Genomic DNA, 21473 nt, shown 5'->3' with positions numbered 1-21473 from the left:
ATCCTTTATTTATAGTCAGTTATTCTTTTTTCATATTCTAAATCCAATTCTAATCCCTCTATATCACTGACCTTTTCTCCCTTTTTCGCCTTGATTTTATCTATCATTTGTCCAAGTCTGGCCTTGTCAGAACCATTTAGCATGGCAACTTCTTCAGTTATAATGTCATCTTCATACAGTTTTGCAATATATTGATCAAAGGTGATCATTCCATATGTGGAGCCAGATTCTATTACATTATAAAAGGTCTTTTCTCCTTGCTCACCATTGACGATTAGATCCCGAATTCTGATATTGTTTACCATAATTTCAAAGGCAGCCACACGTCCCCCCTGTTTTTTAGGGAGAAGTCTTTGAGATACAACATATTTTAAACTTTCAGATAAACGACCCCTAATTAGCCTTTCTTCTGCAAGATCAAACATCCCTATTATCCTGTTCACAGTTTGTCCAGCATCTGATGTATGAAGGGTTCCCATGACCAAATGTCCAGTTTCTGAAGCCTCCAGGGCTATTTCAACAGTTTCCCTATCCCTCATCTCACCAACAAGGATTATTTTTGGTGCCTGACGAAGGGCAGCCCTAAGGCCTGAGGCAAATGTATCAAAGTCTATCCCCAACTCTCGTTGGTTAATAGTGGCTTTTTTGTGGGGGTGTATAAATTCAATAGGATCTTCTAAAGTAATAATATGTTTTTTTTGGGTAGAATTGATGTAATCAATCAAAGCTGCAAGGGAGGTTGACTTACCTGTTCCCGTTGCACCAGTAACCAAGATCAATCCAAATTTTTCCTTTGCCATTTGATAAAATATTTCTGGCAGACCTAATTGTTCAATGGAGGGTGGTTCCATTGAGAGTTTTCTCATAACTATTGCAAGGGAGCCCTTTTGATTGAACACATTCACCCTGAATCTTGACCTTCCTCTAAGTTCATAAGATAAATCACAAGATCCTGTTTTTATTAAATCTTCATAGAGTTTCATGTTCCTATTTAAAAGACATTCCACAATGCAATCAATTTGCCACGGCTTTAATTTCCCTGGATCTGGGTTAACTGGAATGTCACTAAGTTCTCCATCCACTTCTGCCTGGATTTTTTTCCCAACTGTAAATAGTATGTCTGAGGTATTGGGTGCATAATCTAAAATTTGCCCCACCATATGGTCTAATTGCGATCTTAACATATTTTATATCTCCACAGATTTATTCTGAATTTTTAAACTTCTGTAAAATCTTTTGGAGGTTCAGATAGAAATTGTTTGAATTTTTCCTTATTAACTGCCTTGTTATATGCCTGCTCAGGATCAATTATGCCTTTTTCAAGGAGCTTCATAATGGCATCATCCAGAGACTGCATTCCATATTTCCTTCCAGTTTCAATCATGGAATTGATTTGAAATACCTTATTTTCTCTTATTAAGTTTCTCACAGCTGGGGTAGCTATTAAAATTTCCAAAGCAGCGACCCTTCCCTTTTTGTCTATTCTCTTAAATAGGTTTTGTGCAATTATCCCTCGTAGGGAATCTGCTAAAGATGACCTGATCTGGCCTTGCATTTCAGAAGGAAATACCTCAATAATCCTATCAATGGTCTTTGATGCTGAGATTGTATGTAATGTTCCAAATACAAGATGTCCTGTTTCAGCAGCTTCCAGGGCAAGAGCTATGGTCTCAAAATCTCTCATCTCACCAACTAGAATAATGTCTGGGTCTTCACGTAAAGCACCCCTTAGGGCTGCTTTAAAACTTTTGGTGTCCCTACCAACTTCCCTTTGATTTATAAGGCAATTAATAGGTTGATGCACAAATTCAATTGGATCTTCAATGGTCAATATGTGGTCTTTTCTATTTCTATTGGCATAATCGATCATAGCGGCAAGGGTAGTGGATTTACCACTTCCAGTTGGACCTGTAACTAAAACCAGCCCCTTGGGAAGCATTGTTAAATTTTTTAGGATTGGAGGTAGTCCCAGCTCATCAATGGTCAAGATTTTTTGTGGTATTTCCCTAAATACAGCAGCAATACCCCTGCTTTGTAAAAAGAAGTTTGCCCTGTATCTGGCAATATTCGGAACTTCATATGCAAAGTCAATATCTCCGGTCTCTTCAAATTCTTTTACCTTTGACTCAGGTGTTATTTCATAGAGCATCTTTTTTAATTCTTCATGCTCAAGAACTTTATATTTTACCCTTTGTAAGTCCCCATGAAGTCTGATTATGGGCTGGGACCCTGATGATAGGTGCAAATCCGATGCACCCACTTCATGCATCATTTTAAAAAAAGCATCAATCTGTGCCATATATATTCTCCACTTTAAATCTTAACTTACTTCTTTTAAAAATTTATATGTATAATTTACACCAGAAAACAGAGTTAGAGCAAGTGCAATATAGAGCAAAATATTTCCCCAATATGATGGATCAAACTCCTTTATTTGGTAGTGAAAGATAATGGGGCTGAGCGCTATAATTTGAAATATAGTCTTTAATTTTCCATACTTATCCGCAGCTATCACCATTCCCTTTTCAGATGCTATTGCCCTGAGACCAGTTACCATTATTTCCCTGCCTATTATTAAAATTGATATCCAGGCAGGTACCCATCTTAAATATGTGAGCATTACAAGGGCAGACATAATGAGCAATTTATCTGCTAAGGGATCCAGAAATTTTCCAACATTGCTTATTAAATTATATCTTCTTGCTAAAAAACCATCTAAAAAATCTGTAATAGATGCCAGGATAAATATTATTGTAGCGACAGTGCAGGAAAATTTAGATGGGAAATACAAAAGCACCACTATAAAGGGAATTGCCAAAATCCGAAGTAAAGTCATTTGATTGGCTTTGTTAAGCATTATGTCCTCCATGGACAATCATTTTTCTTCTTTGGATAGGGTTAAAATATAATTTTTGTTCTTAAGTCTTTTATACAATCTTAACACTTTTTTTACATAATTTTTCGTCTCCTTATAAGGCGGAATTCCATTATATTTTATAACTGCATTTGGTCCAGCATTATACGCAGCTATAACTAGTTCTATTCTATTAAACCTATCCATTAACTTTCTTAAGTACCTAACCCCACCTTCAATATTTTCCTCTGGGTCAAATGGTGAGAAGATTTTTAATTCTCTTTGAGTGACTGGGACAATTTGCATTAGGCCCTTGGCGCCTTTTTGGGAAACTGCGTGGGGATTAAAATTAGATTCAACCTTTAATATTGAATAGGCAAGGTAATAATCTACATTGTATATTTGACAATACCTCTTTAAAATTTTTTTTATTTGCTTTTTATTGATAAGACTATAATCAGAGATAAAAGGTCTGTATTTGGGATTATCTGGAATATCTGTAAAATGTAAAACCCCATTTTTATCCTTGAAAAAATATATAGTTCCTGCGTCTGAAATACTAGAAGCTAATATAAAGATAATAATGAAAAATGAAAAGAATCTTGTCATTAATTTAACCCGTTATAATCTCCTTTCATCCATCCATGTTTACCCACTAATTCAACAAATTGTGCAGGACCAAGGTCTTTTTTTAAATATTTGCCCTGTTTTTTTATAATTTTAATAAGGCGCTGTTTTCTTTGAATACCTCCCATTGGGATCACTAAGATACCAGGATCCTTGAGCTGATAAAGTAGGGGAGAAGGGAGCTTTGGACCTCCGGCTGTAACAATTATTCTATCAAATGGTGAAAATTCAGGCCAACCCAATGTTCCATCGTCTAATTTTAGTTTCACATTAAAGTATCTCAATTTGGTCATTCGATTTAACGCATTTATATAAAGGGGCTTAATTCTTTCCACACTATATACTTCTGCCCCCATTTCAGCAAGTACTGCAGCCTGATATCCTGAGCCAGTCCCAATTTCCAGAACTTTCATCCCTGGTGCAACTTCAAGAGCTTCGGTCATTTTTGCCACAATATATGGTTGGGAAATGGTCTGGCCATATCCAATTGGAAGAGAATCTTTGGAATATGCCCTATCAGCCAGGGCCTCATCTACAAATTCATGCCTTTTTACCTTTAACAAGGCCTCTATAACAGCAGGATCTCTAATGCCTTTGTCAATAACCTGCTCTTTTACCATTTTTTCTCTTCTTATCCTAAAATCTAACTTCATAAACTTCGCTATATAACTATTTTTTCTCAGCCCTCAACCAACCACTAGTGACTATACTTTTCTCTCTGTCTTTTTAATGCCTCTTCCTGCTCTTCAAAAGAGGAAAAGCCGGCCTGGTGTAGTGCATCCAATACAGTTTGATCCCAATCCCAATTGGCATAAATTACTGGTTTATGCAATTTATCTCTAAAGGATTCTAGTTCATTTCTGTAAAATTGCTCTTTTGGGGTTTGCAAATTATTATATAATTGCCTGCTAAGTCTGTTTATCTCTCCTTCATACCACTGGAGTATGTCAGAAGGGGTGGTATTTTGTTTAATTATGTGTCCATAACCCTCTTGATTTAAGATATTACACAGTCTTTCAAAGTGTTGCTGCTTTAACCATTTTCCGAGATCTTTCAACTGTATATTCTCTTGCTCAAGTTCATATACATCGTGCTTAGTCTGGGCATATGTATCAGGCACTACAGATGCTGATACGATGCCTGCAATGCATACAAGCCCTCTAATTATTTTACTATTAGACACACCCTGACCGCAGAAACCAACTTTTTTGCCATATTTTTGCCCTGTAAAAATAGTAGTTAAAATAGCCCATACAACTGCTGGATCTTCTTCGTCGTATACCTTTCTAAGTCTGGGATTATCCCTATCTGTTCCCAGTACCAGCTGGGTCATATCGTTGGAACCAATGGAAAATCCGTCAAATTCCTTGATAAATTCCTTTGCTAGAATAGCATTACTGGGGATTTCTGACATCTGAATAATCTTTAGTCCATCTTCACCACTTTTTAGGTTGTGAACGTGTTCTAAATATCTTTTCATGGACCTTGCTTCTTCCAGAGTCCTTACAAAAGGCAACATCAAACACAAATTTTTACCACCATATGCGCCCCTGGCCAATTTAAATGCCTCTATTTCCCAGTCGTGGAGGTTTCTGGAAACACCCCTATATCCTAACATTGGGTTGTCTTCTACCTGTTCAAACAAAAGCCCACCTACGAGATTTCTGTATTCATTGGTTTTAAAGTCTGTGGTTCTATAGATAATTTCTTTGCCATAAAAAGCCATGGCAAAAAGGGCTAGCCCCTGTGCAAGGGATTGTACATATAATTCTTTCCCTGTCCTATATCCTTTGCTCCTGATGTGATTTGCGATTTTCCCAGGTAGATTCCTTACATCGTCCATTCTCTGTCCAAGACCTACTTTTTGGGCAACATCTTCCCTTAACTTTTTTATTCTCTCAATTACATGTCTAACTTCTGGATCATCTTTTATTCTCTCATAGTGAAAATTGATTTTCTCCTCAATTTCTTCTTTTTTTTGTCTATCTTCGCGGGAATCTCCAAGGGTAAGTAATTTATCATAGTAACCCATTACATAGGCAATGTGTTCTTTGATATCAGTAGATGTCTTTATTTCATTTAAATAGTGGGTAGCGTTTTCTAAATATTCATCTAGTGCCCTATCGCATTCCCTTATTTTCCTCTGAACTGCTAGCTCTTCCTCTCTTCCTGCTGTAACCTTTGCACTCAGTTCCTCTATCTTGTCTGTTAGGCCAGAGATTATACCTACGTATTTTCTTAGGTTTAGATCAAAAGTCAAAATTCCATTGTCCAGTTGTTCTTTTATTATCTTTGTAAGTTCATTATCAAGTTCTTTCAATTTTTCTTCAACATAGTTATTGAGCGTCCCATTATCGTAGGCTTCAAGTGCCATTGGGTGTACGCCTATATTCCCCAGCATAAACTCTGCGCGCAAGAGTCCTACTTCAAAATCAGGCGAGTATCTCAGTCTGGAGAGAAACATTGCCTGTCCAACATCTGCAAGTATTAAGCCTATTTTTGTCTTGGTTGGTGGGAGTTTAGATACATCTACCTCTCCCCCAACTTCTATTAGAGGAAGTGCTCCCCTATACACCTTCCCCCTTGAACCATCAACAGTTACTTCCTGCCCATCTAAAGCCCTTAATGATTCAACTTTATTTATACCAATAACTGAGGGTATGCCTAATTCTCTAGAAGTTATGGCAGCATGGGACGTATCTCCACCTGCACTTGCAAGTACTGCAGAAGCTATCCTCATCCCTGGCACCATATCAGGATCTGTCCTCTCAGCAGCCAGTATATCCCCTTTGTTAATCTTATTTAACTCCAGGGCAGAGCGTAAAAATCTTACCTTACCACTACCTGCCCCCCTGGATGCACCATTTCCAGTAAGGAGAACTTCAGCATCCTCTAAGGCCTTGGGATCTACTTCCAATCTTTTCATATAGATGGTGTATGGGTGTTTTTCAAACTCAATATTCCACCTTGTTTCAGGCCTTGCCTGAACAAACCAGAGTCTATCCCATTCATCTATACAAAACTCTGTGTCCATTATGATTCCGCCATAGGCCTGGCTTATCTTTCTAACACCCCTGGCCACTTCTTCTGCCTGAGCAAGTGAAAGCGACCACTTATACACTTCCTCTTCTGGAAGACTTACAACAACAGTTCCGCTTTCATCATCTTTGTATACAATTTTTTTGTCTTTTTTACCCATTTGTCTGATTACTACTTCTTGCCCATCATCCCTTTGAAACACATAATATTTATCAGGGGTGACCATTCCAGATACAACTGCTTCCCCAAGACCATAACTTGCATCAATGGATACCAGGTCATTTCTGTCTGTCCCTCTACAACCAGTTGCTGTATCTGCAGAAAAGGCAGTTCCAGATATAACAGGGTTAATCATCCTCATTATACAAACTGATAGCGAGGTATTTTCAATGGCCCATTCTTTTTTTGCATTTTCAGCAATGGTATCATCACCAGTTTTTTCAGCAAGATCCACTGCATCTAAAATTGCTTCCCTTCTATATGTCATTGAACGCAGATTATAAGCTGATGCACAGTCCCATTGATAGGCAACTATTACTTCATCTTCTGATGTTATATTTAAATAGGTGTCCTGAAGCCCAGCAAATGCCTTTTTAGCACTATCTTCACCTGCAGCAGAGGATCTAACAGCCACTCTTACATTTTCTTCTCCAACTTCTTTGCAAATCTCCCTATATGCCTGACGAACAGCCTCCTTTACCTCCTCAGGTAAATCCACAGACAATATAGCCACCTGGACAAGTACTGAACGTTTTCTCAACTGGTCAATGCCCTCTGGAGATGTGGCAAATCCTTCAACCACGTTGTTTATAAATTTCCTTAACTTTATAAGCCTCTGTCCTTCTTTTTCCTGTAGTTTTTTCACCTTTGCTGCAGTCTTTCTGACAAATTTTCTCAAAAATTCAGGATCACTATTTACTTCAACGCTGTTCCAGTCCACCTGCTCATATTCCCTTTCAACAACCTCTCTGATCAAGGTTGCATTAACATTTGTCTCATCCAATAATTTATGAAATGCCTTGGCAGATATTGCCCGAAATTGCGGTGCCCTTATCCCTTCAATCTGGCTAATAATAGCTGTATTATAGTTCTTCCCTCCAACCAGGTATTCACCCTGCTTCCCCAAAAGAACAATTTCGCTCCCACTGAGTACCAATTTTTTTGTTAAATCTTCTGTAGAAGCAACAACTTTGGTCTTGACCTCTTCTTGTAACTTGACATCTATTTTAGGCTCTATTTGATTCTCTTTTTGTTTTACCATTATTTTCCTCCTTAAATATCAAAGTCATAGAGAAAATTTTTAAATATAAGAAGCTACTAAATCTCCCATCTCTGAACACGATACTAGTTTAAAACCCTTTGTATAAATATCCTGGGTCCTATAACCCTCTGAAAGTACCCTATTTACTGCATTTTCAATAGATTTAGCCTCATTTTCCAGAGAAAATGAATATGTGAACATCATGGCCAATGATAGTATTGTTGCCAAAGGATTTGCCTTGTTTTGGCCAGCAATATCAGGAGCTGATCCATGTATTGGTTCATATAGGCCTGGACTATTAGCATCTTTTATAGATGCGGATGGAAGCATTCCTATAGATCCTGTAATAATGGATGCTTCATCAGATAAGATATCTCCAAATAAATTTGAGGTAACAATTACATCAAATTGGGAAGGATTTATTACAAGCTGCATGGCTGCATTATCTACATACATATGTTGAAGCTCAATGTCTGGATACTCTCTGGAAATATCTTCTACAACTTCTCTCCATAGTCTAGAGACATCTAAAACATTGGCCTTGTCTACAGAACACACCTTTTTATTTCTTTTTCTGGCAATTTCAAAGGCTACCCTTGCTATCCGCCTGATTTCTTTTTCTGAATATACCATTGTATTATATCCAAATCTCTCCCCATTTCTTATTTCAATGCCCTTAGGTTCACCAAAATAAATCCCTCCAGTAAGCTCCCTTACAACTATTAAATCTATGCCCTTTTCAACTATCTCTGTTCTAAGGCAGGATGCATCTTTTAATTCCTTAAAAACCTTTGCAGGTCTGAGATTGGCAAAAAGCCCCATCGCCTTTCTAATTCCTAGTAAACCTTTTTCAGGCCTTAAATTGTGGTCAACATTATCCCATTTAGGTCCACCTACTGCACCAAGTAATACTGCATGGGATTTTAAACATTTGTCTATTGTTTCTTGAGGAAGTGGTTCGCCACATTCATCTATAGCACAGCCGCCAATTAGTGCGTGGTCAATATAAATCTCATGGTCAAATTTTTTTGCTACTTTTTTTAGGACCTTTTCGGCCTGGGCCACTATCTCTTTGCCTATTCCATCTCCTGGAAGGACGCAGATTTTTAATTCCACCTCTAATTCCCCTTTATCTTGTTTTTTACATATTCAATAAGTCCACCTACTTTCAATAAATTTAACATAAAGTCTGGTAATTTTGGAATATTTATAATCTGGTTTTTAGTTAAATTTTGAATTTCCCCTTTTACTAGATTAACTTTAAGTTCATCACCTTCATCAATATTTTCCCACATGTCTCCAATTTCAATTAAGGGAAGACCCATATTAAAAGCATTTCTATAAAATATCCTCGCAAAGCTATGGGCAATAACCAATGGAATCCCTGCACCCAATATGGCCAGTGGAGCGTGTTCTCTGGACGATCCACAACCAAAATTAGGGCCAGCAACTATTATATCGCCCTTTGATACTTTTTTTACCCACTTTGGGTCTATGCCTGCCATACAATGACCGCCAAGCTCCTTAACATCAGTTGTAACCAGAAAACGTGCAGGAATAATAGCATCGGTATCTATGTGCGCCCCAAATTTATGTACCTTGCCTCTAAATTCCATAACCTACCTCTTTTATTGTTCTATGTTCAGAACCCAAAAACTAGAACCCTTCTAATCACTAGTTCCTATGACTATTTTAGGATGTACTATTTCACCACAAATAGCACTGGCTGCTGCTACATAAGGGTTTGATAAATATACAAAACTTTCTAAACTCCCCATTCTGCCTTTGAAATTTCTATTGGTTGTGGCCACAGCTACTTCCCCTGACGCAAGTATCCCCATATGTCCTCCAAGACATGGTCCACATGTGGGAGGACCTACAATTGCGCCAGCATCAAGAAAAATTTCTATCAACCCTTCTTTTAAGGCCTGTTTATAAATATTTGGAGTTGCAGGAAGTATTATTAATCTTACACGTTTTTTAACTTTTCTTCCCTTTAAAATTTCTGCTGCTTGTCTTAAGTCAGTAATCCTGCCATTTGTGCACGAACCAATTACTACTTGATCAACCTTTACTCCCCTCACCTCTTCAACAGGTTTCACATTTTCAGGAAGGTGTGGACACGCAACCTGAGGCGATAGTTGGTCAACTTCAATAGTTATTTTCTTTTCATAACTGGCATCCTCATCTGGATAGACAAAATCCTCAACCTTTTTCCCCCTCTCATCCATATATTTTTTTGTGACCTCATCAATGGGAAATAGTCCTACTTTTCCTCCTGCCTCTATGGCCATATTGGCTATGGTCATGCGCATCTCAATATTTAATTCTTTTAATGTATCCCCACCAAATTCCAATGCCTTATATAAGGCTCCATCTACCCCTATATTTCCAATTAAATTTAAGATTATATCTTTTCCCTGAACAAATTCAGGTAGTTTACCCTTTAGCTCCACATATATAGTTGACGGGACTTTAAACCATGTCTCACCTAATACCATTGCAGCCGCTATGTCAGTACTACCAAGCCCTGTTGCAAAAACTCCAAGTCCCCCATATGTGCATGTGTGGCTGTCTGCGCCAACAACAATATCCATAGGTTCAACTAATCCAAGTTCTGGAAGCAGGGCGTGTTCAACACCAACATCTCCGCCTTCAAAATAATATTTAATTCCCATTTTTTTTGCAAATTCCCTTACGAATTTTACCTGTTCTGCTGAATCTATATCCTTATTTGGGGTAAAGTGGTCGCAGACAAGTATTACTTTCTCAGGGTCAAAGACCTTTGTTGCTCCCATTTTTTCAAAGGATTTTATTGCAAGAGGAGCTGTGATGTCGTTTGCCAGCACCTTAGATACCTTGCACTGGATGATTTGACCAACTGAAAAATCCTTTTGTTTTGTATGTGGTTCTAATATCTTTTGAACTAAACCCTTGCCCATACCTTTTCCTCCTGTTTTCGGGCGAGACGATTCAATGCGTTAATATAGGCCTTTGCACTCGCCACTATAATATCTGGATCAGATCCCCGTCCTATAGCTGTCTTGTTTCCTTCTTCTAACTTTACAGTAACTTCACCCTGGGCATCTGTTCCACCTGTAATTGCATTTATGGAAAATTTAACCAATTTTGGTTGTCTTCCTATTAGCTTACTTATCGCATTAAATACTGCATCAACAGGACCGACCCCAAATTCTGAGATCTGCTCTTCCATTCCATCTATGTCCATTTTCAATGTGGCAGTTGGTATTGCCATATTTCCTGAGATAGAACAGAGATATTTTAATTTGTATTTATCTGGTATCCTGTATATTTCCTCTAAAACTAAGGCTTCTAAATCTTCCAGAAAAATCTGTTTTTTCTTGTCTGCCAGTCTTTTTACTGCATGAAATACCTGATCTAGCTGCTCTGGAGTTAATTTATAACCGAGGTTTTCTAGCTGTTGTTTACACGCATGTCTTCCTGAATGTTTTCCTAAAACCAATTCAGAGGGTGGCCTACCTATTGATTCTGGGGTCATGATCTCGTAGGTGAGTCTATTTTTGAGTATTCCATGCTGGTGGATCCCTGCCTCATGGGCAAAGGCATTGCCACCAATAATTGCTTTATATGCAGGTATGGGCATGCCAATGATCATGGAGAGGAGTCTACATGCTGGATAGATGAGTTCCTTCTTTATATTAGTTTCAAATCCATAATATGAGTTTCTAACATGAAGAGCCATAACCACTTCTTCCAATGCCGCATTCCCTGCTCTTTCTCCAATACCGCACAGGGTAACTTCTACTTGCCTAGCTCCTGCTCTGATAGCAGCCAGGGTATTAGCAGTTGCAAGACCCAGGTCATTATGACAATGGACACTTAAAATTGCATTGTCTATATTTTTAACATTTTTCTTTAGATATCTAATTAAATCTCCAAATTCTTCTGGCTGTGCATATCCAACTGTATCTGGGATATTTATTGTGGTAGCGCCTGCATCAATTGCAGTTTCCACTACTTGTACCAGAAAATCCCAGTCAGAGCGAGAGGCATCTTCTGCTGAAAATTCAACATTGTGGGTGTATTCCCTGGCCTTTGACACAGATTTTTTTACAGCAGCTATAACTTCTTCTCTACTCATCCCCAATTTGTGCTGCATGTGTATATCTGATGTAGCAATAAATGTATGGATTCTGGGATAACGGGCACCTTTGATTGCTTCAAAGCCCCTGTCAATATCTGCGTCAGATGCCCTACAAAGGGCAGCTACCTGGGCATTTTCTACAACTTTACTAATTTCTTTTACAGCTTCAAAATCTCCCTCACTTGCTGCGGGAAAACCAGCTTCTATTACATCAACACCAAGATTATCCAGTTGCCTGGCAAGTCTTTTCTTCTCTTCTATATTCATTGTAGCGCCTGGGGATTGTTCTCCATCCCTTAAGGTTGTATCAAAAATATATATTTTCTCAGACATATTATTCCTCCTTGGAAATTTCAACTTAACTCTTTGAAAAATTAAAACTTTTTAATTTTATTAATTATTTCCTAAATCAACCCAATTACGTATTTATAATCGGTCTTTATTTTATGAGGACTTGCGCTTTGCAAGCCCTCTAAGCAAAGGGCGATCTTTTTGAAAAGGATGATATATATAGGTATAAATTGGGCCGTATAAGGTATAAAACAGAAAAAACAAAAATGTGATTAAATAAGGTTCAGAACCAACCAGGACAAATAGAAGTACCACTAAAACTGATGACGTAAATGGTCTTGCTTTGAACAAACTTAAGTCTTTAAAAGAATAATATTTTACCTTGCTAACCATAAGCAGCGATAGACAAAATGTTGATGCCAGCAAAAAGCAAGATAGTGCTTTTTCTGAAAATAAATTATCAAAGGCCGCCCATTTTGAAAATAAGATAAAAGTAGCCAGAAAACAAGCAGCAGCGGGAATAGGCAGTCCCATAAAAAATTTGGGATCATATATATCTTTTCTCATAGCCATTAGATTAAATCTCGCAAGTCTAAGAGCCCCACACGCCAGAAAAAGAAAGGAAATTGCAATCCCAAGTCTTCCAAAATAATGTAATTTCCAGAGATACACAATTATTGCTGGAGTTACTCCAAAGGCTATTAAATCTGCCAATGAATCCATCTGTATCCCAAAATCAGAGCTTGCCCTAGTGAGCCTGGCAACCTTTCCATCAAGTCCATCCAATACGCAACTAATAAGTATTGCCATGGCTGCATGATAAAACTTACCTGAAATAGCCCATAAAATCCCCACAAATCCAGTAAACATACTGGCTGTTGTGAGCATGTTGGGGATAACATAATAACCAATAGGTGTGCGTTTATTTTTTTTCATAATCCTTTCCTTGTTTTTTTGCCAAAATAGTTAGTCCAGCAACAACCTTTTGCCCTTTATTTATTATAATTTCATAGCCAGAAGGAAGATAAAGGTCAACTCTTGATCCAAATTTTATCATTCCAATCCTTTGACCAATTGTAAGTTTATCTCCTTTCTTCACCCAACACACAATTCTCCTGGCAATGAGGCCTGCAATTTGAACAACTGTAAAGTCTCCATATTTTGTTTTGACAGAGATTAAATTCCTTTCATTTTTTTCAGAAGATTTATCTAATGATGCATTAAAAAATTTTCCAGATATGTATTTTATCTGTTGTACCTCACCAGATACAGGAGCTCTGTTTACATGGACATTAAAAATATTCATAAAAATAGAAATCCTTGATCTTTCTATACCCTTTATGGGATCTAAAACCTTCTTTATTTCAACTACCTTTCCATCAGCCGGACTTACAACTACATTTTCATCACATGGGGGATACCTTTCTGGATCACGAAAAAAATTCAACACAAAAAAAGTCAATGCCAAAAATAAAATACACAAAATTTTAAAATCTATTAATGCAAAGATAAAGGTACAAAAAGCAAAAAATAATATAAAGGGTATTCCCTCTTTAGCAATACCAAAAGACATACCAGTTAATATACTTTTCATAATGTATTCCTATGTGCTTACGTAAATTTTTTATTTACACTTTTAAATCAAAAGTAATCTCTTTGAAAAACAGTTGTTGTTAAATCACCCTAAATTTAGGACCTGAACAGAACTAGGTATCTATCTATTATTTCCAAATCCTGGTACATATAATTTTTTTTCAATCCATTTCAAAAACCACCCGGCCAAAGTAACCATAATTAAGTAATAAAGTCCAACTGCTAGAAAAACCTCTGTAAACCTAAAAGTCTTTGTGGCAATAATTTTTCCTTCACCAGTTAGTTCAATACAGGTAATTATGTAGGCAAGTGAAGAGTATTTTATCAAATAAATTATTTCATTGCCACAACCAGGCAGTGCCCGCCTCATGGCCTGTGGCAAAATAATGTTGACAAGGCTTGACCATTGAGAAAAACCAAGGGCCTGAGCAGCCAATATTTGACCTTTTTTTATGGATAAAAGGGCTCCCCTTATGTATTCAGAGTGATATGCTCCACTACACAAGGTAAATCCAAGTGTGGCTGCTAAATAAGGGGAGAGATAAATTCCTATATTGGGTAATCCAAAATAGAGAATAAATAACTGTACAACTAAAGGAGTCCCTCTAAAAATAGTAGCATAACCTGCTGCAATTTTAGAAAAAATACCTTTTCCATTGGCTCTCAGGGTCCCAATTATAACCCCTATTATTAGACCACAAATCACAGAAGGAAAAATTAAAGACAATGATACTAAAAGTCCTTTATTTAAAGCAGGTATTACCTGATTCATATAAAATGAGGTGTCAAACAACTTACCATCTCTCCTAAATTTTAGGCAAGTTTTGAGCAAAAATCTAAAGTACGGGACTTTTTACTAAGCAGTCTCTTTGGTGTATCATGCTCAATTATCATCCCATTTTCCATAAACAGGATCTCTTTTGCAATGTTTTTTACAAAACTCATTTGATGGGTCGCCATAAGCATGGTCATGCCAGATTCGCTTAAATTTTTAATAACCGATAAAACTTCCATGATGAGTTCTGGATCAAGGGCAGATGTGGGCTCATCTAAAAGTAAGACAACTGGATCCATGGCAAGGGCCCTTGCTATAGATACCCTCTGTTTTTGCCCCCCTGAAAGTTCTGCTGGATACGCATGTAGCTTATCTGATAGACCAACCCTCGCAAGTTCAATTTCTGCTCTTTCAAAAGCCTTTTTTTTGGGAAGTTTTTTTACCTTTCTAAGTGCAATAGCCACATTATCAATGGCAGTTAAGTGATCAAACAAATTAAAGTCTTGAAAGATCATTCCAATTTGTTGCCTCAGCGCCAGTATCTCTTTCTTTTTTTTAAAAGAAACCTCTTTCCCGTTTAAGATTATCTGCCCTTTGTCTGGAATATGGAGTAGATTAATACACTGGAGCAAAGTGGATTTCCCTCCACCTGATGGCCCAATTAAGACCTTTAAGTCCCCTTTATCTAAGGATAAGGAGACATCTTTTATAATTTCCCTACCTCCTAGGACTTTGGTCAAATTTTTTATCTCTAGCAATGTTTTGTTATTCGATCTGTAGTCCATTATTAAATAGTGTATCCTGGGATTTTTAATTTGTTTTCAATTTGTTTAAGCAAGTAAACTCCTGCCCATGTCAAAATGAAATATATCACACCAGCACAAAGATACATTGCAAGTTGTTCATATGTCCTAGATGCAACAAAGTGTGTCCTAGACATTATCTCAGATGTTCCCAATACAAAGGCTATGGCTGAATCCTTTAAAACAATTGAGTATTCATTGGACCAGCCAGGTAGAGAAATTCTAATTACCTGGGGAAGGATGATGAACAAAATTCCCTGGGCATCTGTCATGCCCAGGGCCTTTGCCGCCTTTAATTGTCCATCTGGAATAGACTGGATACTTCCCCTAAATATCTGAGATTGATAGGCCCCACCTCTTAGTCCTAGAACCAAGACTGCTGACCAAAAGGCAGAGATATTTAAGTCTATTAAGGTAAATAGTCCAAAATAAAACAGAAATAAAAGAACTAAAACAGGAACCCCCCTGAAAAACCATACATAGATATTTGCAATAAACTTAAGTATGTTGTTGCCATAAACCTGGACAAGGCTTAAAGGAAGACCTATAAAAAAACCACAGGCCATGGCGCCAACTACAATGGCCACTGTATTAACGGCTCCTCCAAGCACATATGGAAGACTTGAGATGACTACTTCTAAAGAGTGCAACATAATAGTAGGAACATGGTGCGGGCACCAGGGATATAAAAGTGCCCGCCTAATTTTTTACTGTCCAGGTTTATATTTTTTTATTAATTCCTGCCAATACGGGTCTTTCATGAGCATTCTAAGTCCAGTATTTAACGTATTTAAAAGCTCTTTATCCTGTTTCCTAACTGCGTATCCAAATTTTTCAGAAGGCATTCCAAAAGTACCTAATACCTTGACGGGCCTTTTCTTTGCTGCATCATAGGCCGGAGCATCGTCCATTGCAGCTGCATCTATCCTTCCATTAACCAGATCAACCACTGCAAGTGGAGCAGAGTCATAATATCTCAAGGTAAAATTCCAGCCCTTTTTGCTTTTGTTCTTTTCAAGCCATTCAGCTTCAGATGTCCCCCTTTGAACACCTAAAATCTTTTTTCCTTTTAATACATCATCAACTGTTAAGTTGGAATCTTTTCTCACAACTATCACCTGCTTGATTTCCCAATAAGGGATTGTGAAGTTAACCACCTTTTGTCTTTCAGGAGTAATACTCATTCCAGCTGCTATCATATCTATTTTTTTTGCAAGCAGGTTTGGAATTATTCCATCCCAATCCATTGGCTTGTGTATGACCTTAAAACCCATTTTTTTTGCAATCCAATTTAGTGCCTCTACGTCAAATCCAGTGGGATTTCCATTTTTATCAACATAAGAAAATGGCGGGAAGTTGGCATCAATACCATTAATATAGATCTTTTTGCCTGCAAAACTACTTACTGAAAAAACTAAACAACTCATCAAAATAAAAGTAAAAATTTTTTTCATGACCTATTCCCCCTATTTGTTTTAGCTCAAGGTTTTGACCAGCTAGAGAGCGCTTTTTCTACCAAATAATTCTGTTTTCTTCAAGAAAAACATCTGCTCTCATTTTTTTGCCATTTTAGCCCATTTATCTCTAAGGGGCACGATTAAATTAAAGACTAATCTATCATTACTTGAGTCTGGATCAACGCAAAAGTATCCTTTTCTTTCAAATTGAAATCTATCCCCAGGCTGGACATCTTTTAGGGAAGGTTCTAGTTTGCTATGGGTTATAACTTTGAAGGAGTCTGAATTTATATATTCTTTGAAATCAATTCCCTTTTTTTCGTCTGCAGTTGGGTCTGGTTTTATAAATAAACGGTCATATAGCCTTATTTCAGCAGAGATTGCGTGTTTTGCAGACACCCAGTGCAGCGTTGCCTTTACTTTTCTGCCGTCTTTGGCATTACCACCTTTGGTCTCAGGGTCGTAAGTGCAATAGATTTCTTGAATATTTCCATTTTTATCTTTTTTTACGTCAACACATTTTATAAAATATGCGTATCTTAATCTCACTTCCCTGCCTGGCGTAAGCCTATAAAACTTTTTAGGAGGATTTTCCATAAAATCTTCTCTTTCAATAAATAATTCTCTGGAAAATGGAATTTTTCGTGTGCCTTGAGATAGATCTTCTGGATTATTTATAGCATCTAGATATTCTTCTTTGTCTTCTGGATAATTAACTATTACCACCTTAACAGGATCCAATACCCCCATTCGTCTAGGCGCTATTTTATTTAAGTCTTCCCGTATTGCATATTCTAAAAGTCCTATATCCACCATAGATTCGCTCTTGCCAACTCCAATTAATTCACAAAACCTTCTAATGGATTTTGGTGTGTAGCCACGTCTTCTAAGACCAGCTATAGTCGGCATTCTTGGATCATCCCAGCCATTTACAATTCCTTTTTCCACAAGCTGTATGAGTTTTCTTTTGCTAAGCACAGTGTAAGAGAGATTTAACCTTGCAAACTCTATTTGTTTGGGCTTTGGTTCTCTATTAATGAGCTCATTTATAAACCATTCATACAAGGGGCGGTGGTCTTCAAATTCTATAGAACACAGGGAATGAGTTATATTTTCTATTGCATCGCTAAGACAATGGGCAAAGTCATAGGTTGGGTATATGCACCACTTATTTTCGGTCCTGTGGTGGGGCCTTTTTATTATCCTGTAGATTACGGGATCGCGCATGTTAATATTGGGTGATTTCATGTCAATTTTTGCCCGAAGGACCTTTGATCCTTCTTCAAATTCTCCATTTTTCATCCTGTAAAAGAGATCTAAATTTTCTTCAATACTCCTGTTTCTATAAGGGCTTTCAATACCAGGCTCTGTTAATGTTCCCCTATATTTTTTTATTTCCTCTGGACTAAGTTCACACACGTATGCCTTATTTTTCTTTATTAACTCAACTGCAAATTCAAACAATTTATCAAAATAGTCAGATGCAAAATATAGATGTTCTCCCCAGTCAAAGCCAAGCCATCTAACATCTTCTTTTATTGCGTGAACAAAAATATCGTCTTCCTTTGCTGGATTTGTATCGTCAAACCTTAAATGACACCTGCCATTAAATTCCTCTGCAAGCCCAAAGTTCAAACAAATGGATTTTGCATGTCCAATATGTAAATATCCATTTGGCTCTGGTGGAAACCTTGTGATTATTTTTTCAACTCTACCTTCTTTTAGATCTTGCGTAATTATATTTTTTATAAAATTTTTGGGCACTTGTATCTCTTTTTTCATCTTCTCTCTCCTATATTGCTTGCTCCAGGAATAAAAATAGCTATTTTAATTTTATCATCATCCAGATTGACAATATCAATTTTACCATCCACTTGTTTTATAAACTTTAAAATACCTCTTGAGCCTAATTCTTTTTCTATATCATCTATTTTAAAATCCTGTTTTTTGGCTTCAACAAAAAGACATACGATTTTTTTGTCTGAGTCTTCCAACTTTTTGTTTTTAAGTGAAATTTTTAACTGGGTATCAGGCTTTACAATGTTTTTTAAAGTCTTTAATAAAGATTGGCATAATAGATAAGTCTGTGATGGATCTGCATATATTTCATCGCATTCCTTGTTTATGTCTTCTATTATGGATATTGTCCCCAATACATCAAACTTTTCTATGCGTAATGTCTCTTTTAAAATTACATGAAATGGAAATATTCGCTTCTCCATATTTTCCCAATTGCGGCTATATTGAGCGAGTTTATCTACTAGATTCTTAGCCTTATCAGATGCCCTTAAAATTAAATCAACATATCTACTAAGTTCTTTACTCTCTCTTGTCTTGAATTTTAAAAGCTCTGCATATCCTATTATCGCACCAAGTAAATTATTAAAATCATGGGCTATGCCAGCAGCGAAGATACTAAGGGCTTTTATTCTATTCGCTATATTTAATTCTTTTTGTATATTGAACTTTTCTATTGCAAGATGTAAGGTATTTAATACTGCATGGTTATTAAATGGATACACAATATAACCATATTGTTCTAAGGCACTATTTTTTAAAAAATCATTAATTTGTTCAGGAAATATAAATACAATTGGGACATTAAAAGTAACATCTTTAAAAGGGTTTTCTTTTTCTCTATTCCAGTCAATGAGTATTAAATCAACTTGATTTCTGGCTGCTAAATCAAGGGCTGTTTCCTTTGAATCAGTAATTAAATTCAGTGAAATACTGCTATTTTCTTTGAAAATTTCAGATAGTTCAGTTGCAAGTCTTTTTCTTTTTGTGACAAGGACTAATTTTATCTCTTTACTCGTCATTTTTACTCTCCATAGAATAAAAAAAGACGTTTTATTAAAACCGTGGCATAAGTCCCCCTTTGTAAGAAAAAATCAATTTGCCAGATATAAGGGGTGGATTTTTCCCATTTAAATATTTTTGGAATAAAAATAGCGTGCCTTGGACTGGATTTAAAAACAGCTCCCTTAACCCTTGTCCTAAATGCACCAATATCTTTTATCCCCTCCTCCTCTAAGACTCTTCTGTAAATTTCATAGACGTTACTTTCTAACACACTATTAGGGCCAGGTAAAGGGATTTGGGTGGTGATAACCTGGTCGAAGGCTTGTGGTTTTAAAGAGCTATAAAAAAATAGGTCCAGGATTTCACCTGGAACTTTTTTTAAGGGTATATTAAGGGATTTTAAGAAATTAATTAACACTAAGTTCCACACATAGGATTGATAGACATTACACTGAAAAAACAAAAACTCTCTATCAATTATAGAGAGGGCCTTTTTTATTTTAGAATTTGATAGCCTGCCACATGAGAGTGTTCTTAAAACTTGTTTTTCCCAATTTGGGGGTGCAAGAGAAAGACACTTTGAAAAATCCCCCCAATTTTCCTTTAAACATTCCCTGAATTTTTTTGTTTTTGATGATTCTTTTTGACTGGAGTTGACTAAAATGGAATATAGTGCATTTTTGTATCTTTTTAAGATAAGTTCCTTTGCAAAAAACAACTTATTTTTTGGAACAGACGAAAACCTCTGGTCATCATAGTAATTGGGAATACCATACGTTTCAATTAACTCCACTTGTTTTAAAAAGAAATCTTCAGGAATATCTTTTGATATCCTGATTTTTATTTTGAATCTATTTCCTTTAAGGTTTGACCTTGAGATAGGTCTATCTGTCTGTCCAAGATATTTCAAAATATAGTTTTTCCCTCTAATATCTTTTTTAGGGCCTTGATGTATGGTGATATATTGAGAGGTTATTGCATGTCTGTCTTTTAGACCTGCGTATGCAATATCTCTGGTGCTCCTTCTAAGCCTTTTTTTTATATCACCCAGAACGTCCCAGGTATTTGCTCCCCATTTTTTAAGAATATAAACTCCAAAATCACCTGTGTTTTTAATTGGAAAATCAACTATTTCTTGAACCTGAAAATCTTGAGCTCCGTTTTTTATGGATATTTTTATATCTCCAAGATCAATCTTCATAAAGTATAAACCACAATCTTTTTTTCTAAAAAAGTAGAAAGTAAAATCATAGGGGTTAATTGTTTTGCAAATGCCTGTCAAGGTAAGGAGGCACAAAAAGGCCTCTTGCTTGGGGGGGAAGATATTTTAATAATTTCTTTTTAATTAACTCCACTTATCAATGAGGATGCCGCTCATCTCTTCCATTCTTTTGGCAATCTTCAGCATCTCTTCTGGTGGAATTTGTCTAATGACCTTTCCTGTTTCCTTATTTATGACCTTTACAATCACCTTTCCAAGGGTTTTATCTATTTCAAAATCCAGTTGAATATTTAACTGGGCCAATACTTCGTTTGTTGCCTCTTTTATCTTCTCAAGTTCATCTTTCGTTAATTTCTGTATAAGACCTTTTTTGTCTTTTTCTTTGAGTATATCCTTAGTAGGAACAGTTTGATCAATCCGATTTTCCTGCTGGGATTTTAGGAGTTTTTGTTCTAACGTCCTTTCTGCCTTTTCTAAATCATCACTATCTATCTTGATATTGTCTATATTTTGCCTTTTGATTTCCACCTGTTTTGTATCTGGAGAATTTAACTCTTTATCCTTTAATTCTATTGGTGGAGTTTTGTCTATTTTTATATTGTTCGCCATAAAAAACCCCTTAA

20 protein-coding genes are annotated in these 21473 nt (G+C 36.6%); all 20 read right to left on the bottom strand.

From position 1 onward, the window contains the following. Positions 1 to 5: 5 nt before the first annotated feature. Positions 6 to 1184, bottom strand: coding sequence for a type IV pilus twitching motility protein PilT (locus tag ACY2V1_RS03260; protein ID WP_461833366.1), 1179 nt, complete (start codon positions 1182 to 1184; stop codon positions 6 to 8). A gap of 32 nt (positions 1185 to 1216) precedes the next feature. Continuing rightward, entirely contained in the window at positions 1217 to 2299 is a 1083-nt protein-coding gene (locus ACY2V1_RS03255; protein ID WP_461833365.1) for a type IV pilus twitching motility protein PilT, read from the bottom strand. 21 nt (positions 2300 to 2320) lie between these two features. Next, positions 2321 to 2857 carry a CDP-diacylglycerol--glycerol-3-phosphate 3-phosphatidyltransferase gene (pgsA, locus tag ACY2V1_RS03250; RefSeq protein WP_461833364.1) on the bottom strand — a complete coding sequence of 179 codons (537 nt, stop codon included), beginning with the start codon at positions 2855 to 2857 and terminating at the stop codon, positions 2321 to 2323. Between the two features lie 18 nt (positions 2858 to 2875). Then, positions 2876 to 3463: a lytic transglycosylase domain-containing protein gene (locus tag ACY2V1_RS03245; RefSeq protein WP_461833363.1), complete on the bottom strand. Its 588-nt coding sequence runs from the start codon at positions 3461 to 3463 to the stop codon at positions 2876 to 2878. Continuing rightward, complete coding sequence (locus tag ACY2V1_RS03240) at positions 3463 to 4134, bottom strand: protein-L-isoaspartate(D-aspartate) O-methyltransferase (RefSeq protein WP_461833362.1); 672 nt, start codon at positions 4132 to 4134, stop codon at positions 3463 to 3465. Before ACY2V1_RS03240 ends, ACY2V1_RS03245 begins: the two co-directional genes overlap by 1 nt. Positions 4135 to 4178: 44 nt before the next feature. Continuing rightward, on the bottom strand, positions 4179 to 7781 hold the full coding sequence (locus tag ACY2V1_RS03235; RefSeq protein ID WP_461833361.1) for a PEP/pyruvate-binding domain-containing protein: 3603 nt from the start codon (positions 7779 to 7781) through the stop codon (positions 4179 to 4181). Positions 7782 to 7820: 39 nt separating this feature from the next. Next, positions 7821 to 8897, bottom strand: a complete 1077-nt coding sequence (gene leuB, locus ACY2V1_RS03230) for a 3-isopropylmalate dehydrogenase (protein ID WP_461833360.1) — start codon at positions 8895 to 8897, stop codon at positions 7821 to 7823. Between the two features lie 2 nt (positions 8898 to 8899). Next, complete coding sequence (locus ACY2V1_RS03225) at positions 8900 to 9397, bottom strand: 3-isopropylmalate dehydratase small subunit (protein ID WP_461833359.1); 498 nt, start codon at positions 9395 to 9397, stop codon at positions 8900 to 8902. Between the two features lie 51 nt (positions 9398 to 9448). Next, positions 9449 to 10723, bottom strand: coding sequence for a 3-isopropylmalate dehydratase large subunit (gene leuC / locus ACY2V1_RS03220; protein ID WP_461833358.1), 1275 nt, complete (start codon positions 10721 to 10723; stop codon positions 9449 to 9451). Then, positions 10708 to 12240: a 2-isopropylmalate synthase gene (locus ACY2V1_RS03215; protein ID WP_461833357.1), complete on the bottom strand. Its 1533-nt coding sequence runs from the start codon at positions 12238 to 12240 to the stop codon at positions 10708 to 10710. The genes leuC and ACY2V1_RS03215 overlap by 16 nt, the downstream gene beginning before the upstream one ends. Positions 12241 to 12351: 111 nt before the next feature. Then, a complete protein-coding gene (pssA, locus tag ACY2V1_RS03210; RefSeq protein WP_461833356.1) occupies positions 12352 to 13134 on the bottom strand; it encodes a CDP-diacylglycerol--serine O-phosphatidyltransferase in 783 nt (260 codons plus the stop codon). Continuing rightward, entirely contained in the window at positions 13121 to 13792 is a 672-nt protein-coding gene (locus tag ACY2V1_RS03205; RefSeq protein ID WP_461833355.1) for a phosphatidylserine decarboxylase family protein, read from the bottom strand. Before ACY2V1_RS03205 ends, pssA begins: the two co-directional genes overlap by 14 nt. A 120-nt stretch (positions 13793 to 13912) precedes the next feature. After that, the gene (locus ACY2V1_RS03200) at positions 13913 to 14584 is read right to left on the bottom strand and encodes an amino acid ABC transporter permease (protein WP_461833354.1); all 672 of its coding nucleotides are present in this window, start codon (positions 14582 to 14584) and stop codon (positions 13913 to 13915) included. Between the two features lie 20 nt (positions 14585 to 14604). Next, positions 14605 to 15351, bottom strand: coding sequence for an amino acid ABC transporter ATP-binding protein (locus ACY2V1_RS03195; protein ID WP_461833353.1), 747 nt, complete (start codon positions 15349 to 15351; stop codon positions 14605 to 14607). 2 nt (positions 15352 to 15353) lie between these two features. Then, positions 15354 to 16022: an amino acid ABC transporter permease gene (locus ACY2V1_RS03190; protein ID WP_461833352.1), complete on the bottom strand. Its 669-nt coding sequence runs from the start codon at positions 16020 to 16022 to the stop codon at positions 15354 to 15356. A 54-nt stretch (positions 16023 to 16076) separates the two neighbouring features. Next, the gene (locus tag ACY2V1_RS03185) at positions 16077 to 16823 is read right to left on the bottom strand and encodes an ABC transporter substrate-binding protein (protein WP_461833351.1); all 747 of its coding nucleotides are present in this window, start codon (positions 16821 to 16823) and stop codon (positions 16077 to 16079) included. A gap of 99 nt (positions 16824 to 16922) precedes the next feature. Then, positions 16923 to 18608 carry a glutamine--tRNA ligase/YqeY domain fusion protein gene (locus ACY2V1_RS03180; RefSeq protein WP_461833350.1) on the bottom strand — a complete coding sequence of 562 codons (1686 nt, stop codon included), beginning with the start codon at positions 18606 to 18608 and terminating at the stop codon, positions 16923 to 16925. Further along, a complete protein-coding gene (locus ACY2V1_RS03175) occupies positions 18605 to 19645 on the bottom strand; it encodes a histidine kinase dimerization/phospho-acceptor domain-containing protein (protein WP_461833349.1) in 1041 nt (346 codons plus the stop codon). Before ACY2V1_RS03175 ends, ACY2V1_RS03180 begins: the two co-directional genes overlap by 4 nt. A 2-nt stretch (positions 19646 to 19647) precedes the next feature. After that, entirely contained in the window at positions 19648 to 20829 is a 1182-nt protein-coding gene (gene truD / locus ACY2V1_RS03170; protein WP_461833348.1) for a tRNA pseudouridine(13) synthase TruD, read from the bottom strand. Positions 20830 to 20973: 144 nt separating this feature from the next. Then, on the bottom strand, positions 20974 to 21459 hold the full coding sequence (locus tag ACY2V1_RS03165) for a flagellar protein FlaG (protein WP_461833347.1): 486 nt from the start codon (positions 21457 to 21459) through the stop codon (positions 20974 to 20976). Positions 21460 to 21473: the final 14 nt, after the last annotated feature.

The sequence above is a fragment of the Desulfothermus sp. genome (assembly GCF_053993635.1).
This window is presented reverse-complemented; position numbering and strand designations above follow the sequence as displayed.